Source organism: Longispora fulva, from assembly GCF_015751905.1.
GTDB classification, from domain to species: Bacteria; Actinomycetota; Actinomycetes; order Mycobacteriales; family Micromonosporaceae; genus Longispora; species Longispora fulva.
In genome coordinates this window covers 885011-900730 of the sequence record NZ_JADOUF010000001.1, presented here as the reverse complement: position 1 = coordinate 900730, position 15720 = coordinate 885011, and the positions used below count along the sequence as shown (strand labels likewise).

Genomic DNA, 15720 nt, shown 5'->3' with positions numbered 1-15720 from the left:
GCCCGCCCCGAACGTAGTGTTCGGCGGGCCGCACGAGCCGAGAGGTACCAGATGCAGACCGACGCGTCACTGGCCGCCGCCGCGTCCTCCGGGGACCGGACAGCCTTCGAGGAACTCCACACCCGGCACCACCCGGCGATGGTGGGCTTCGTCCACCGCCTGACCGGAGACCGGCGCCTCGCCGACGACATCGTCCGCGAGACGTTCCGCCAAGCGTGGCAGGAAAGGGCCGCACATTTCCCCCTGCCGTCCGCCGTGATGGCGTGGCTCCTGGGCGACGTCCACCGCCGGGCCCTCGACCCGGCCCGCCGCGCGGGCCTCCCGCTGGACTTCGCGATGCCCCGACCGCCGGACCACGTTCTGCGGTCCGTCCCGGGCGGCGTTCCGGGGGCCGGTCCGGAAGGTGTGGCCGAGCAACGGCAGGCGCTCTCGCTCGCCTGGTCGGCGCTGCGCGGGCTCGCGCCCCACCATCGGACCGTGCTGGAACTCGCCGCAGTCTGGAGGCTGTCCGCCGCGGACATCGGCGAGGTCCTGGGCGTCGGCCGCAGACGGGCGACGGCACTCACCCGCGAGGCCCATCGGGCGTACAGCAGTGCGTTGTGGGTGGGGCTCCTCGGCCGGCTCGCGGAGCGCTGTCCGGCGCTGGACGCCGTGGTGCACCGCCGTCGGGTGCGGATCGTGCCGCTGGCCGTGGCCGTCAGGCGGCACGTGGACCGTTGTCCGGAGTGTCACGCGCTCAGCGCCGGGGTCCGGTCGATGAACATACTCGCCGCGCTGTATGCCGCCGCGGACACCGGGGCCGCCTGGGCCGCCGGGGACATCGGCCCAGGCGGGGCGGAGCGACCCGGCTGGGCGGGCACGACCCCTGGCACCGCCCCGGGCCCGTGGCCGGACACCGCTCCCGACCGTTGGCCGGCCGCCGGGCGCGGGCGGGCCGGCCGCGCGCTCCTGGTCGGCGTCGCCGCGCTGACGGCGCTCGCGCTGGTGGGCGGCGGTCTGGCGTACGCGCTGAACGCCGGCGGCCCCCGGACGGACGCTATGTCGCAGGCCGGTGCGGTGCCGGTGCCCGAGGCCGAGGCGAACCCCAGTGTCAGCCCGGCACCGGGCCCCTCCCCCACCCCGATGGCCAGCCCGACGCCCGCACCGTCGCCGACGAAGGCGCCGCCGACGGTCGCCGCGACCCGGCCGCCGGGCGTCAGCGATCTGGAGGCGCAGGTCCTCGCCCTGGTCAACCAACGCCGCGCCGAGGCCGGCTGCCAACCGGTGCGGTACGACACGAGACTCGCCAAGGCCGCCGCCGACCACAGCGCGGACATGGTGGCCCGCGGCTACTTCGCGCACAACACCCCCGATGGTGTGACGCCGTGGGACCGGGCCAAGGCCGCCGGGTACCCGACGCCCTCGGCGGAGAACATCGCGGCGGGCAACGCCACGGCGAAGGGCACGATGGACCAGTGGATGAACTCGCCGGGGCACCGGGCGAACATTCTCAACTGCGCGTCCACGGCGATGGGCGTCGGCCGGGCGACCGGCGGGTCCTACCGGTACTACTGGACGCAGATGTTCGGCACGAAGTGACCTCCGCGTGGGCCGCGGCCCACGCCTCTCCCTGGCCCCGGTGGCGCCCGAGATCAATGGGGCCACCGGGGTTCTCGCTGCCCAGTGATCGGATGTCTGGGCTCCAACGTCCAGCGCCGCCTGACCCGATCCGGCCAGGAAACGCGGTGCGGCCAGCGCTGGTCAGCGGCCGATCCTCCCGCGACCATTCCCGCCGCCGGCATGCCTGTCTGTCCTTTTCGGTCGCCCGATCTCTGGGCAAATGCATACCGGCCAGGCCGTGGACCGCGCGCGGCACATTGGCACAAGTCTTGCAGGGATTGTGTTGACAATTGTCAGATCTGGCGAGAAGCTGAGCCAGTTCACTCATTAATCAACATCACTAGACATGCTTCACCTCGTCCGGCGGTGCGATCCCAGCAGGTGCGAGTCCTCTGATCATTACCCCTCATAGCGCGTATAACCCCTCAGGAGGCAACCGCATGTCCCCCTCACCCGACCCCGTCGGCCCCACGGGCCCCGGGGCGTCACGCCGGTCGCTGCTGAAGTTCACGGGCGCGGCCGGCGTCGCCGCGGTGCTCGGCGGCCTGCGGCCGTTCGAGGCCCAGGCGCAGGTCGCCCGGCCCGCGGCCCTGTCCCTCGTCCCGGACGCGTCGGCGACCCGGCTGTGGTATCCGACCCCGGCCGCCGAGTCGGCGATCATCACGCAGGGACTGCCGGTGGGCAACGGCCGGATCGGCGGACTGCTGGGCGGCGACCCGGCCCGGGAGTGCCTGTACCTGACCGACTCGACACTGTGGACCGGCGGGCTGAACGCCAGCCTCGACGGCGGCGGCCAGTTCCCGTACGACGCGACCAGCTTCGGCACGTTCACGATGCTGGCCAAGGTGTACGTCGCGGTGCCGGCGCACACCACGTCGGCGGTCAGCGGCTACCAGCGTGCCCTGGACCTCAGCAACGGCTTCGTCACCACGACGTACACGTATCAGGGTGTGACGTACCGCCGGGAGATGTACGCCAGCTACCCCGACGACGTCGTCGTGATCCGGCTGACCCAGGGCGGCGGCGGGGCCTACACCGGTTCGGTCACGCTCAACGGCACGCACGGCGAGACGACCACCGCCGACGCCACGGCGAAGACGGCCTCGTTCGCCGCCGCCCTCGGCAACGGGCTCCAGTACGCCGCGGCGGTCACCGCGACCGGCACCGGCGGAACCGTCGCGACCAGCGGCGCCACGGTCACCTTCACCAACTGCACCGAGGTCGTGATCATCGTCTCCGGGGGCACGAACTACACCCCCGACGCGTCGAAGGCGTTCAAGAATCCGGCCGTGGACCCCAGGACCGTGGCCGTGTCGAAGGCGACCGCCGCCCGGGGGATCGCCGGGACGACCCTGCTGGCCACGCACACGGGCGACTACCAGGCCCTCTACAACACCTCCACCGTCAACCTCGGCACGTCGTCGGCGGCCCAGAAGTCCCAGGACACCTGGGCTCGGCTCCAGGCCCGCGCGGCGTCCGGCGCGCCGGCCGACCCCGAGCTGGAGGCCAGCTACCTGCAGTTCGGCCGGTACCTGGCGATCACGTCCTCGCGGGGCAGCGTGCCGATCAACCTGCAGGGCCTGTGGCTGTCCGACAACGCGCCGCCGTGGATGGGCGACTACCACACCGACATCAACCTGCAGATGAACTACTGGCTGGCCGACCGCGCCGGCCTGGGCCCCACCTTCACCGCGCTCGCCGACTACTGCGTCTCGCAGGTGTCGTCCTGGACCACCCAGACGAGGAACCTGTTCAACGACTCCCGCAACCACTACCGCAACTCCAACGGAAAGATCGCCGGCTGGACCACGGCGATCTCGACCAACATCTACGGCGGCATGGGCTGGGACTGGCACCCGGCCGGCAACGCCTGGCTGTGCATGAACCTGTGGGAGCACTACCAGTACACCGGCGACGCAGCGTACCTGAACAAGATCTATCCGTTGTTGAAGGGCGCCGTCCAGTTCTGGGAGGCGCGCCTGATCACCACCACCGTCAACGGGGCCACGGTCCTCATCGACGACACCGACTGGTCCCCCGAACACGGCCCCTACGTCAAGGGCATCACCTACGCCCAGGAACTCGTCTGGGCCCTGTTCGACTCCTACCGCAAGGCCGCCGCGGCGCTCGGCGTCGACGCCGGCTACGCCCAGACCGTCACCGGCCTGCAGAACCAGCTCTACCTGCCCGTCGTCAGCCCCACCACCGGCTGGCTCGAGGAGTGGATGTCGCCGGACAACCTCGGCGAGACCCAGCACCGGCACCTGTCCCCCCTCGTCGGACTGTTCCCCGGCGACCGGATCACCGCCGACGGGAGCCCCGCGGCGCTCCTCACCGGGGTACGCAACCTGCTCACCGCCCGGGGCGAGGGCGGCTACGGCTGGGCCACCGCGTGGCGCTCGGCCTGCTGGGCGCGACTGAAGGACTCCGCCAAGGCGTACCAGATGCTGCTGGTCAACTTGAAGCCGTCGATCAACGGCAGCCCCGGAACCTCGCAGAACTTCTTCGACATCTACGGCGGCGGCAGCAACCCCATCTTCCAGATCGACGCCAACTTCGGCACCCCCACGGCCATGGTCGAGATGCTGCTCTACAGCCGTGCCGGCCTGATCGAACTCCTGCCGGCACTCCCCACCGCGTGGGCGGCGGCCGGCAGCGCGACCGGCCTCGGCGCGCGCGGCGGGTTCACCGTCGACCTCACCTGGCTCAACGGCAAGGTCACCACCGCCACCATCCACAGCACCACCGGCTCCACGACCACGGTGAAGTTCGGCACCTGGAGCCAGGCGGTCAACCTGCAACCGGGCGGGTTCGTCACCGTCACCCCCGCCCCGACTGGCGGCCGGATCCCGCAGTCACAGATGTCCGTCCGTTACGTGGACAGCCAGGAGACCACGAACGAGAACGCTCCGGGCACGAACGTTCTCGACGGTAGCCCGGCCACCTTCTGGCACACGAAGTGGTCGAACCCGGTCGCACAGATGCCGCACGAGATCCAGATCGACCTCGGAGCCAGCTACTCCGTCACGAACCTGTACTACCTGCCCCGCCAGTCCCAGGCCAACGGCCGGATCGCCAACTACGAGGTCTACGTCTCCACCGACGGCACCACCTGGGGCACCGCCGTGAAGACCGGCACGTTCGCCAACAACACCACCGAACAGACGGTGACCTTCACGGCCAAGACCGGCCGGTACGTGCGGCTGCGGGCGCTCAGCGAGGTCAACGGCAATCCGTGGACCTCCGTCGCCGAACTCAACATCGGCACCGCCTAACTCCCCCGTGGCACACCCCTTCCCTGGAGAGAACCCGATGAATTTCCGAAATTGGCCCACCCTGGCGGCGCTGGTGGCGCTCGCCTTCGTGACCTCCCTGGCGGCCGTCTGGGCCCCGACGGCGGCGCAGGCCGCGACGTCGATCACGATCAACGGCACGGCGGCCGGCCGGGTGTTCGACGGCGTGGGCGCGATCAGCGGCGGCGGCGGTAACTCGCGCCTGCTGTTCGACTACCCGGAACCGCAGCGTTCGCAGATCCTGGACTACCTGTTCAAGCCCGGGTACGGCGCGAGCCTGTCGATCCTGAAGGTCGAGGTCGGCGGGGACACCAACTCCACCGACGGCGCCGAGCCCAGCCACATGCACTCCGCCACCGACGAGAACTACCAGCGCGGGTACGAGTGGTGGCTGATGGAACAGGCCAAGGCGCGTAACCCCAACATCAAGCTCGTCGCGTTGTCGTGGGGAGCCCCGGGCTGGATCGGCAACGGCAACTTCTGGTCCCAGGACATGATCGGCTACCTGGTCAAGTGGATCCAGCACGCGAAGTCCGACCACAACCTGACCATCGACTACATCGGCGGCTGGAACGAACGCGGCTACGACAAGCAGTGGTTCATCAACCTCAAGAGCGGCCTGACCACGGCTGGGTTGGCGACCAAGGTGGTGGCCAACGACAACTTCGGATTCGGCGGCGACGTGGACGCCATGGTGTCGGACACCGCGTTCCGCAACGCCGTGGACGTCGTCGGCTCGCACTACGCCTGCGGCTACCTCGGCAACCAGACCAACTGCCCGAGCTCGGCCAACGCCGTCGGGCTGGGCAAGCCGCTGTGGGCCAGTGAGAGCGGTTCGCAGGACTACAACACCGGTGCCGCCGCCGTCGCCCGCGGGGTGAACCGGGGCTACATCGACGGGAAGATGACCGCGTTCATCAACTGGCCCATCGTGGCGGCTCTGTACCAGAACCTGTACTTCTCCACCGACGGTCTGGCCCTGGCCGACCAGCCCTGGTCCGGGGCCTACAGCCTCGGCAAGACCACGTGGGCGCTGGCGCACACCGCCCAGTTCGCCCAGCCCGGCTGGCAGTACATCGACCCCGCCACCGGCTACCTCGGCGGCAACCGCGCCAACGGCAGCTACGTCGCCCTCAAATCGCCCAACGGCACCGACTACAGCACGGTCGTCGAGACCATGGACGCCACCGCCGACCAGACCGCGACGTTCACCATCGCCGGCGGCCTGTCCACCGGGGCGGTGCACGTGTGGGCGACCAACATGCGCTCGGACGTCGCCGCGGACCACTTCGTGCGGCAGCCCGACGTGACCCCGGCAGGCGGCGGCTACACCGTCACCCTCAAGCCCGGCTACGTCTACAGCCTGACCACCACCACCGGCCAGGGCAAGGGCACCGCGGTGTCCCCGGCGCGGGCGCCGCTGAACCTGCCCTACTCCGACACCTTCGACGGCTACACCAACAACCGGTCCCCGAAGTACTTCACCGACATGAACGGCTCCTTCGAGACCCTCGGCTGCGCGGCCGGCCGCACCGGCACCTGTGTCCGCCAGATGGCCCCCAAGGCCCCGATCCGGTGGACGGACGAGCCGTTCCTCTACCCGTACACGATGATGGGTGAACTGGACTGGACGAACTACACCGTCAGCTCCGACGTGCTGCTCGAACAGGCCGGTAGCGTCGAGCTGCTCGGCAGGGTCGGCGCGCAGAACAAGAACAACAACGGGCTCAACGCCTACCATCTGCGGGTCTCCAACACCGGGGCCTGGTCCATCCAGAAGAGCGACTCCAGCTGGACGTTCACGACGCTGAAGAGCGGCACGGCCACGGCGCTGGGCACCAACCAGTGGCACAAGCTGTCCCTGGGCTTCCAGGGCACCACGATCACCGCCCAGGTCGACGGCACCACGGTCGGCACGGTCACGGACGGCACGTACTCCGCCGGGCAGGTCGCGCTGGGGATGAGCGACTACATCAACGCCCAGTACGACAACTTCGCGATCACCCCCGGGCAGACCACGCCCGATCCGAAGTACAAGCTGATCAACCGCAACAGTGGCAAGGCCCTCACAGTGACCGGGAACTCGGCGGCCGACGGCGCGCTGATCACCCAGTCCACCGACACTGGCGCGACCGGGCAGCTGTGGAGGATCGCCACCACCGGCGGGTACTCGGTGCTCACGAATGTCGGCAGCGGCAAGGTCCTGGACGTTCCCGGGTTCTCCACCACGGCGGGCACCCAGCTCAACCAGTGGACGGCCAACGGCGGCGCCAACCAGCAGTGGACGCTCACCACGAGCGGCGGCTACACCACGCTGACGAACCGCAACAGTTCGATGCTCGCCGACGTGTCCGGGGGCTCCATGGCTGACGGCGCACAGGTCCTGCAGTGGACGTCGAACAACGGCGCCAACCAGCAGTGGACCCTGGTGCAGGTGCCGTAGCGGTCCGGTTGTCCGGATTGACCAGGGGTGCACCGCCCGACCTGCTCGGTCGGGCGGTGCACCCCTACTTGCGGCCACCCCGGAAAGCGTTTACCTTTGCCTTTGGAAAGCGCTTACCAAAGGGGTGATCATGGAACGCAGGTCGATCGGCATCGTGATGAACGGCGTGACCGGCCGGATGGGGTACCGCCAGCACCTGGTGCGGTCGATCCTCGCCATCCGGGAGCAGGGCGGCCTTCCCGCCGCCGACGGCAGCCGGATCTGGCCCGAGCCAGTCCTGGTCGGCCGCAGCGAACGCAAGCTCGCCGAACTCGCGGCGAAGCACGGCCTGGCGTACACGACGAACCTGGACGCCGCGCTCGCCCGGGACGACACGCACATCTATTTCGACGCCCAGGTCACCTCCGAGCGTGAGGGCGCGATCCGCAAGGCCATCGCGGCCGGCAAGCACGTGTACACCGAGAAGCCGCTGACCGAGTCCACCGAGTCCAGCCTCGACCTGGCCGCGCTGATCCGGGCCCAGGGGCTCAGGAACGGCGTGGTGCAGGACAAGCTGTTCCTGCCCGGGCTGCGCAAACTCAAGCGGCTGATCGACGGCGGGTTCTTCGGCCGGATCCTCAGCGTGCGCGGCGAGTTCGGCTACTGGGTCTTCGAGGGCGACTGGCAGCCGGCCCAGCGGCCGAGCTGGAACTACCGGGCCGCCGACGGTGGCGGGATCGTCGTGGACATGTTCCCGCACTGGCACTACGTCCTCGAGCAGCTGTTCGCCCCGGTCCGGTCCGTGACGGCGCACATCGCCACCCACGTGCCGACCCGGGTCGACGAGGCCGGTGCGGAGTACAAGGCAACCGCCGACGACGCCGCCTACGGCATCTTCGAGCTCGACGGCGGCATCGTCGCCCAGATCAATTCCTCGTGGACCACCCGGGTGTTCCGCGACGAACTCGTCGAGTTCCAGGTCGATGGCACCCACGGCAGCGCCGTCGCCGGTCTGCGCAACTGCCGGATCCAGTCGCGGGCCACCACCCCCAAGCCGGTGTGGAACCCGGACCTGCCGGTCACCGAGCCGTTCCGCGACCAGTGGCAGACCGTGCCCGACAACGAGGAGTTCGACAACGGCTTCAAGGTGCAGTGGGAGCACTTCCTGCGGCACGTGGTCGACGCCACGCCGTTCCCGTGGGACTTCATGGCCGGCGTCCGGGGCGTGCAGCTCGCCGAGCTTGGCCTGGTCTCCGCCCGCGAGGGCCGCCGCGTCGAGATCCCGGAGCTGTCATGATCACCTTGCCCGACGGCCCGTTCCAGCTCACCGGCGGCCCACGGTGGCCGACCATGGGCCCAGCACGATCCCGAGACGTGTACGCGGCGGCACACGTCGTCGCCGACCCCACCGCCGACAACGTCCCCGGCGCGCCCGCCACCCTCGACTGGGACGCCACACTGGCGTTCCGCCACCACCTGTGGTCCTACGGGTTCGGCGTCGCCGAGGCCATGGACACCGCCCAGCGCGGCATGGGCCTGGACTACCCGGCCACCCGGGAACTCATCCGCCGCAGCGCCGCCGAGGCCCGCGCCGCCGGCGGCCGGATCGTCGCCGGGGTCGCCACCGACCAGCTCGACGTGTCCCCGGAGTCCCTGCGCGCCAGCCGCGACCGGCTCGGCGCCGACTCCTTCCGTCGGGAACCCGCCGGCAGGACCGCGTCGGACATCGACCCCCTGACCCGCAGCGCCCGCCAGGCGCGGACCCACGCCCGTACGGGCCTGGACATGATCGGCGTGGCGCAGCTCGACATGATCGGCCGCGCCTACGCCGAGCAGCTGGCCGACACCCAGGACGCCGGGGCCGTCCCCGTCCTGATGTGCAGCCGGCACCTGGCCGCCGCGGCGCGCGGCCCCGAGGACTACCTTTCCGTGTACTCCGACCTGCTCCGCCAGGCGTCCGGCCCGGTCGTCCTGCACTGGCTCGGCGACATGTTCGACCCCGCCCTCGCCGGCTACTGGGGCTCCACCGACCTCGACGAGGCGACCGCGACGGTGCTCGCGCTGGTGGGCGAGTACCCGGAGAAGGTCGACGGCATCAAGGTGTCCCTCCTCGACGCGGACCGGGAGGTGGCCCTGCGACGTGCCCTGCCGGCGGGGGTGCGCCTCTACACCGGCGACGACTTCCACTACCCCGAACTCATCAAGGGCGACGACCTCGGCCACTCCGACGCCCTGCTCGGCGTCTTCGCGACCATCGCCCCGGCGGCCGCCTCAGCCCTCGCGGCGCTGGACGCCGGCGACACCGCGGAGTACGACCGGATCCTCGCGCCGACCGTGCCGCTGGCCCGGCACCTGTTCGGCCCGCCCACCTACTACTACAAGACCGGCATCGTGTTCCTCGCCTGGCTCGCCGGCCACCAGTCGCACTTCAGCATGGTCGGGGGGTTGCAGTCGGGGCGGTCGGCGGCGCACCTCGCGAAGCTCGTCCGGCTCGCCGACGCCGCCGGCCTGCTGCCGGACACGGACCTCGCGGAGCAGCGGGCCCGGGCGTTCTTCGCCGTGCACGGGTGCGCCCAGTGACCGGGCGGGTGGTGCCCGCCGGCGGGCTCGAACGGTTCGCGTTGAACTCCGCCACCACCAAGCACTGGCCGCTGCCCGACCTCGTCGCCGGGTGCGTCGAGGCCGGCGTGACCCAGGTGGGCCTGTGGCGGGAGGACCTCGTCGCGCCCGGACCCACCGGGGCCGCCAGCCTGCTCCGCGACGCCGGCCTGACCGTGACCAGCCTGTGCCGGGGCGGATTCTTCACCACCCCCGACTGGTACGACGACAACCGCCGCGCGATCGAGGAGGCCGCCACGATCGGCGCGCCGGAACTCGTCCTCGTCAGCGGAGGCCTCCCACCCGGCTCCCGCGACCTCGACGGCACCCGCGACCGGATCACCGAGGCGATCGGCCGGCTGGTGCCCGACGCGCTCGCCGCCGGGGTCCGGCTCGCCATCGAACCCCTGCACCCGATGTTCGCCTCCGACCGGTGCGCGGTGTCCACCCTGGGCCAGGCCCTCGACATGGCCGAACTGTTCCCGGTCGCGGCGGTGGGCGTCGTCGTCGACACGTACCACGTGTGGTGGGACCCGGACGTGTGGCGACAGATCGCCCGGGCCGCCGACCGGATCGCCTGCTTCCAGCTCGCCGACTGGATCACGCCGCTCCCGGCCGGGGTGCTGCTCGGGCGCGGCCTGCCGGGGACGGGGTGCGTGGACATGGCGCGGTTCGTCCGGGCGGTGGACGCTGCCGGGTACACCGGGCCGGTGGAGGTCGAGGTGTTCCACGAGGAGGTGTGGGCCCGGCCAGGGGCCGAGGTGCTCGCCGAGGCGGTCGAGGGCTACCGGGCGGCGATGGCCGGCTGACCCCGCTGGGCCTTCTCCCACCAGGTGAACGGCACCTGGTAGTCCGGCGGAGTGTCGTCCACGGCGTGGTTGGCCAGCCCGTTGCGGCCGAAGTAGTAGTCGTGGACCTGGCGCTGCGCCGGGCCCGACAGGTCCGGGTCGCTCACGGCCACCGCGTGGATGTGGAACGGGAACCCCTGCTCCGGGGTGCGCAGCCACGCCGCGAAGCCCACCGTGCGCAGCGCTTGCACCAGCTGCCAGCGGCGCGCCGTGGACATTCCCGTCACGCTGATGTCGACGACGCCGCCGCCGTCATGCGTACCCGCCGAGGTGGGATCTTCGGTCGTGTAGGAACCCTGGCTGAGCGTGATGTCCCACGCCGGGGACGCGTCGGCGGCGGCGAGCATGGTCGCGGTGCGGGTGTTGACCAGCCTGCCGCCGTAGGAGTCGGTCCGCGAGCCGGCCCGGACCGGGTGGACCACGGTGAACCGGGTCTCCCCCAGCCTGGTCAGCGACGTGACCCCGGGCAGGCCGTTCGCGTCGATCCCGGAGTAGCCCAGTTGGCGCTGCCACGCCGCGTACGCCGCGATCGTCGACGAACCGTAGTGCCCGTCGACGGCGGACGTGGCGAGCAGGCCGATGGTGTTCAGTGCCCGCTCGACCGGGAGGACGTGGGCCTTGGCTCCGGGGGTGGTGCCGGTGTCCGGCTTCGGCGGGTCGACCTGGGCGGCGAGGAGGACGAGTTCCATGTCGACGGCGGGGAGGGCCGCGCTGGCTGACGTGGCCCATGCAGTGGGGGCGGCGATCGTAGCGGCGACGAGCGCGCCCTGAGTCAGCAGCCAACGCCTGGTGGGAAGCTCCATGGGGTCGCTCCGTCCTGTGTGCCGGTGAGAGTCCACCTTCGCGGGGCGACCTCCAGCCCACCTCCAGGTTCACTCCAGGAACGCCCACTCGGCGGACGTCACAGACCACTGACGGTGGCATAGGCGACGTCTTTGTCGTCGTGGCGTTTGCTCCTACGCCAACGGCTGCCGTCCGGTTCGCCTTCCTCAACTGCATGGCGCTGAGGGAGCGTCCGCCGCTCGTCTGGATCAGTTCGCGGGCGGCTTCCCAGAATGCCGGTTGGCCGTAGCGGCTAGCCGGGGAACCTTTCTCGTCCGGTGACCATCCAGGCCCTGGTGCCGAACTGCTCGCAAGACGCTGCAGCCACGGTCGCGGCGTTTTCCAGAGCCCCGAGGAAGTCTCGTCCGGCGGCGAAGTAGTGGCAGAACGCGCCGTGGAAGATGTCGCCGGCCCCGAGCGTGTCGACGGCGACGACGGACGGCGGCTTGATGACACCCTGATCGTTCGGGGTCGACCAGCGAATCGGGCCCTCGCCATTCGTGGTTGCCACGAATCTGACGCCAAGGTCGAGCAGGAAGTCGTGGGCATCGGCGGCACCGGGAGGAGCGAAGCGGCTGGAGCAGATCGCCACATCGACGTGACGGAGCAGTTCGGCGTGAGTGTCCTTCCACCGGCCGCCGTCAAACACCACGGGCGTGCCCGTGGCCCGCGCCGCGCGGGCGATCGCCGAGCACGGCTCGACCAGATGCCCGTCCACCAGGACGATCCCTGCGGTGCCGAGCAGGGCGCCAGGGTCGGTCGGTGCGGGGGCCTGGGTGCGAGTTGCGTCGAGGGACACGATGGTCCGGCTGGCGTTGCTCTGCGACACGATGATCGAGGACGTGGGCGGGGCGGCCTGCTCGGCGGGCGTGAGATCGGCGACCTCGACGTGGTGCCGGGTCAGGTCATCGCGTACCAGGCCCGTGATCCAGTGCTGGCCCAGAACGGTGACCAGCCGGGCCTGGCCGGACAGGAACGCGAACGCAACCGCCGCGTTCGTAGCCGGGCCTCCCGCTGCGGTCACTTGGTCCAGCGCCGTGCTCTTCGTGTCCTCACTGGGGTAGTCGGCCACCAAGTAGCCGAGGTCGACCGTGGCCAACCCGACGAACAGCCCGTCCATCAAATCCTCCTGACCGGTCCGCCTGATACCAGCAGGTGCTGGAGCTGCGCGGATTTTTCCGAGTAACGCCGAACCTTGACGACGGCGATGAAGTCCGCCGCCCCCGCCCGCCGGTGTTGGTGGCGAGGTACCAAGCCGCCCCGGGCGTGCCGAGACGCCCAGGGCCGCTGCAGAAGTCGTGGAGGGCACTTGACCTCGCTTCTCACGGAGCCGACCTGGGTATGCCGCCATGGCCGACGTGCTGTGATGGTCTATCTTCGCGGGCGAGCTCCAGCCCTCCTCCAGGATTACCCGCCCGCCTGTCGAATCCCGCCCAGGGCCGCTCCGGGGTCAGTCGATGTATCCGCCGACGCGGACCTCGCCGGAGGAGGCGACCGTGTACGGGTCCACCCACACGATCTCCGATCGACCGCCGTGCCCGTGAATACGCATCAGGTCGTCCAGCGAATCGAACACGCACACCTGGGCCACGCCGGTGGTGGTCCCCAGCCACCGCATGACGACCTTGTCGTCCGGCCACGCGACGCCGTAGGCCACGATCCCCAGGCCGCTGACGCCCGTGTCGTCCTGCCAGCGCCGCAGCGCGAACCGGCGGGGCGGGTGCGGATCGGAGAACATCGGAGTCGAGGCCCGGTGCGCGGCCACGCGGGGCTCGCTGACCCGGGCCGCCGAGGAGTAGTACTCACCCATCGTTCACCACTTTCAGAGCGTTCCTCGCGGTGTCGGCCGGCCAGCAGGGAAACGATTCACCTGTCCCCGAGGCCACGGCGCATCCGACACACGTCCACGCCTTCCGTCGGCTTGTGCACGTCCAGCACGAGCTCCGCCAGTAGCCGGATCAGCGCCGTGATCGGAGAAACCTGCGGCGACCCGGCCACGCGCTCGCCGCTCATGCCAGCGACCCCCGTGCGATCAACATCTGGTACGCGAATCTCCGGCGCTCGCACGGCCACAGGACGTCTTCTGTCTGAGGTGTGCGGCACCCCAGACACCAACCCCCCGGCGACTCCGTGTGCGCCCGCATGATCTCCCGGGCCTCGTCCACCGACATCACACCCGCGTTGTCCATCCCGCCATCCCCTCTCGCACGTGAGTGGGCAACTCCCCGCCGATGGCTTGGAACCACCACCGCCCGTCGATATGGGCACCATCGACGGGGAGCGCCCTGCACACAGGATGTGTCCGACGACAGTCTCGTCACGACTCCGCGGATGTGCCTTTCCCCGTCATCTGTGTCGAATGGTGTCTCGTCTGTGTCGCTTTCCGGGTCTAGGGTTGACCCGCACCCGCCGGACCGCCGACCCGCGCAGGAGGGCACGATGCCGTCAGAGCCGACGCTGTTGCGTGCGCTGCTCAAGCTCAACCACTGGCAGACCTATCAGACCTTTTGCACCGAGTACGACAGGGCGGCTGGGACTATCGACTCCACCTTGAAGAGGACCTGGCCGAGCCGGGCCCAGTTGCACAGGTGGGGGTCGGGACAGCTCGTCGGCCTGCCGTACCCACACCACTGCCGGGTCCTAGAAGTGATGTTCCCGGAATGGAGGGCCGACCAGCTTTTCGCTCTCCCGCCTTCCGGCCTGGCTCCTGTGCAGCGAAACGTCAACGGATCCGCGACTATGCGGAGCAACAGGACGCCTTCGGAAGCCGACCAGGAAGGTCGCAGGGTGGACGCTTCTTCGGCCTATGCGACCCGTTCGGAATTCCTGTCGCACTACCCGCCACACTCGCTCTTCGACCAGGCCCACACCGTGCGGGCCGTGGGGTTGTCGTTGAACCTCGTCTGCCAACAGTATCCAGAACAGTGCCTACGGCACCTGGTCGAAACTGGCTCGGAGGTGCACTGCCTGTTCCTTGACCCTGCGGGTGAGGCGATCAAGCGCCGCGAGGAGGAGGAAGGCTACACGCCAGGACATCTGTCGGGGCTCACGGATCTGAATATCCAGACTCTGAAACGTGCACGGTCGAGAATGTCGGCGGATGCGCGCGAGCGGATGCTCATCGGAACCTATGACGAGACCGTCCGTTTCAACATCTTCATTGTCGACGGTTCGCTGTGTGTGATGCAGCCATATCTGCCTGCCGCCAGAGGCGTGGACTCGCCAACGTTCGTGCTACAGCGGGGTAGCAACGGTGATGGCCTCTTCGCGACCTTCGAGCAGGTCATGATGTCCCTGTGGGAGCGAGGCACCCCGACATGAGCACATTCACGCCACTACTCGCAGCGGCATTGGAAGCGGTAAACATAGCGAGTGACCTGGTGCGCGACCACGAACCGCGCACACTCCACGCCAAGGGTGATCGCGACTTCGCCTCAGACGTGGACTTCATGGTGGAAAGTGCGGTGCGCTCGTTTCTGGCCCAGAAGACTCCCCACATCGGTTTCCTCGGGGAGGAGGAAGGGCGGACCAACGCCGAGGGCGAGTTGCTGTGGGCGCTGGACCCGATCGACGGAACCGTGAACTTCGTCCGAGGCCTGCCACTCTGTGCGGTGTCGTTGGGACTGGTCCACTCAAACAGAGCAGTGCTCGGAGTGATCAAACTTCCCTTTCTGGGGAGTTGCTACCACGCCGTGGACGGCGAAGGAGCATTCCATGGGACCAGGAAGCTCGAGGTCAGCGGCATTGCGAACCTCAACGACGCGGTGATCGCCATGGGCGATTACGCGGTGGGTACGGGATCACAGGAGAAGAACCGGCTACGCCTCGCCTTGACCGAGGATCTTGCGGGACAGGCACTCAGGATGCGCATGCTCGGCACGGCGGCAACCGATCTGGCCTGGCTCGCCGATGGCAAGGTGGACGCGTCGGTCACCATGTCGAACAACCCATGGGACACGTCGGCCGGCGTGGTGATCGCGCGCGAGGCCGGGGCGGTTGTCGTGGACAGAGATGGTTCCCCACACACGTTCGACTCCCAAGCCACCATCGCCGGGAGCGCGGCGATCGTCGCACAGATCATTGAGTCGATTCGACGCGCGGAGTCAAGGGTGTGGCCAGAGGGGGCTGTGCTGTGATC

The 15720-nt window shown here is 69.7% G+C and carries 12 protein-coding genes; 8 read left to right on the top strand and 4 right to left on the bottom strand.

Features of this window, described 5'->3' with window-relative positions; translation table 11 throughout:
* Positions 1-51 precede the first annotated feature (51 nt).
* The 6 genes from IW245_RS03975 to IW245_RS03950 all read left to right on the top strand — a co-directional run bounded on the left by IW245_RS03975 (position 52) and on the right by IW245_RS03950 (position 10721).
* Positions 52-1578 carry a CAP domain-containing protein gene (locus IW245_RS03975; protein WP_197001839.1) on the top strand — a complete coding sequence of 509 codons (1527 nt, stop codon included), beginning with the start codon at positions 52-54 and terminating at the stop codon, positions 1576-1578.
* A 461-nt stretch (positions 1579-2039) separates the two neighbouring features.
* On the top strand, positions 2040-4874 hold the full coding sequence (locus IW245_RS03970) for a glycosyl hydrolase family 95 catalytic domain-containing protein (RefSeq protein ID WP_197001838.1): 2835 nt from the start codon (positions 2040-2042) through the stop codon (positions 4872-4874).
* Between the two features lie 37 nt (positions 4875-4911).
* The gene (locus IW245_RS03965; RefSeq protein WP_197001837.1) at positions 4912-7335 is read left to right on the top strand and encodes an RICIN domain-containing protein; all 2424 of its coding nucleotides are present in this window, start codon (positions 4912-4914) and stop codon (positions 7333-7335) included.
* A gap of 130 nt (positions 7336-7465) precedes the next feature.
* Positions 7466-8611: a Gfo/Idh/MocA family protein gene (locus IW245_RS03960; RefSeq protein ID WP_197001836.1), complete on the top strand. Its 1146-nt coding sequence runs from the start codon at positions 7466-7468 to the stop codon at positions 8609-8611.
* Positions 8608-9894 (top strand): dihydrodipicolinate synthase family protein, encoded by a 1287-nt coding sequence (locus IW245_RS03955; protein ID WP_197001835.1) that lies wholly within the window; start codon positions 8608-8610, stop codon positions 9892-9894. The genes IW245_RS03960 and IW245_RS03955 overlap by 4 nt, the downstream gene beginning before the upstream one ends.
* Complete coding sequence (locus tag IW245_RS03950) at positions 9891-10721, top strand: sugar phosphate isomerase/epimerase family protein (RefSeq protein ID WP_233473118.1); 831 nt, start codon at positions 9891-9893, stop codon at positions 10719-10721. The genes IW245_RS03955 and IW245_RS03950 overlap by 4 nt, the downstream gene beginning before the upstream one ends.
* On the opposite strand, the gene IW245_RS03945 is transcribed toward IW245_RS03950, so the two are convergent.
* From IW245_RS03945 to IW245_RS03930, 4 genes are all read right to left on the bottom strand, one after another.
* Positions 10697-11563 carry a peptidoglycan-binding protein gene (locus IW245_RS03945; protein ID WP_197001834.1) on the bottom strand — a complete coding sequence of 289 codons (867 nt, stop codon included), beginning with the start codon at positions 11561-11563 and terminating at the stop codon, positions 10697-10699. The two genes, IW245_RS03950 and IW245_RS03945, sit on opposite strands and share 25 nt — an antisense overlap.
* A gap of 272 nt (positions 11564-11835) precedes the next feature.
* Positions 11836-12702, bottom strand: coding sequence for a PfkB family carbohydrate kinase (locus IW245_RS03940; RefSeq protein WP_197001833.1), 867 nt, complete (start codon positions 12700-12702; stop codon positions 11836-11838).
* A 330-nt stretch (positions 12703-13032) separates the two neighbouring features.
* Entirely contained in the window at positions 13033-13392 is a 360-nt protein-coding gene (locus IW245_RS03935; RefSeq protein ID WP_197001832.1) for a hypothetical protein, read from the bottom strand.
* Between the two features lie 56 nt (positions 13393-13448).
* Positions 13449-13595 carry a hypothetical protein gene (locus IW245_RS03930; protein ID WP_197001831.1) on the bottom strand — a complete coding sequence of 49 codons (147 nt, stop codon included), beginning with the start codon at positions 13593-13595 and terminating at the stop codon, positions 13449-13451.
* A 774-nt stretch (positions 13596-14369) separates the two neighbouring features.
* Here IW245_RS03930 and IW245_RS03925 point away from each other — a divergent pair.
* Positions 14370-14903: a DUF5919 domain-containing protein gene (locus IW245_RS03925; RefSeq protein ID WP_197001830.1), complete on the top strand. Its 534-nt coding sequence runs from the start codon at positions 14370-14372 to the stop codon at positions 14901-14903.
* Positions 14900-15718 carry an inositol monophosphatase family protein gene (locus IW245_RS03920; RefSeq protein WP_197001829.1) on the top strand — a complete coding sequence of 273 codons (819 nt, stop codon included), beginning with the start codon at positions 14900-14902 and terminating at the stop codon, positions 15716-15718. Before IW245_RS03925 ends, IW245_RS03920 begins: the two co-directional genes overlap by 4 nt.
* The last annotated feature ends 2 nt before the right edge of the window (positions 15719-15720 follow it).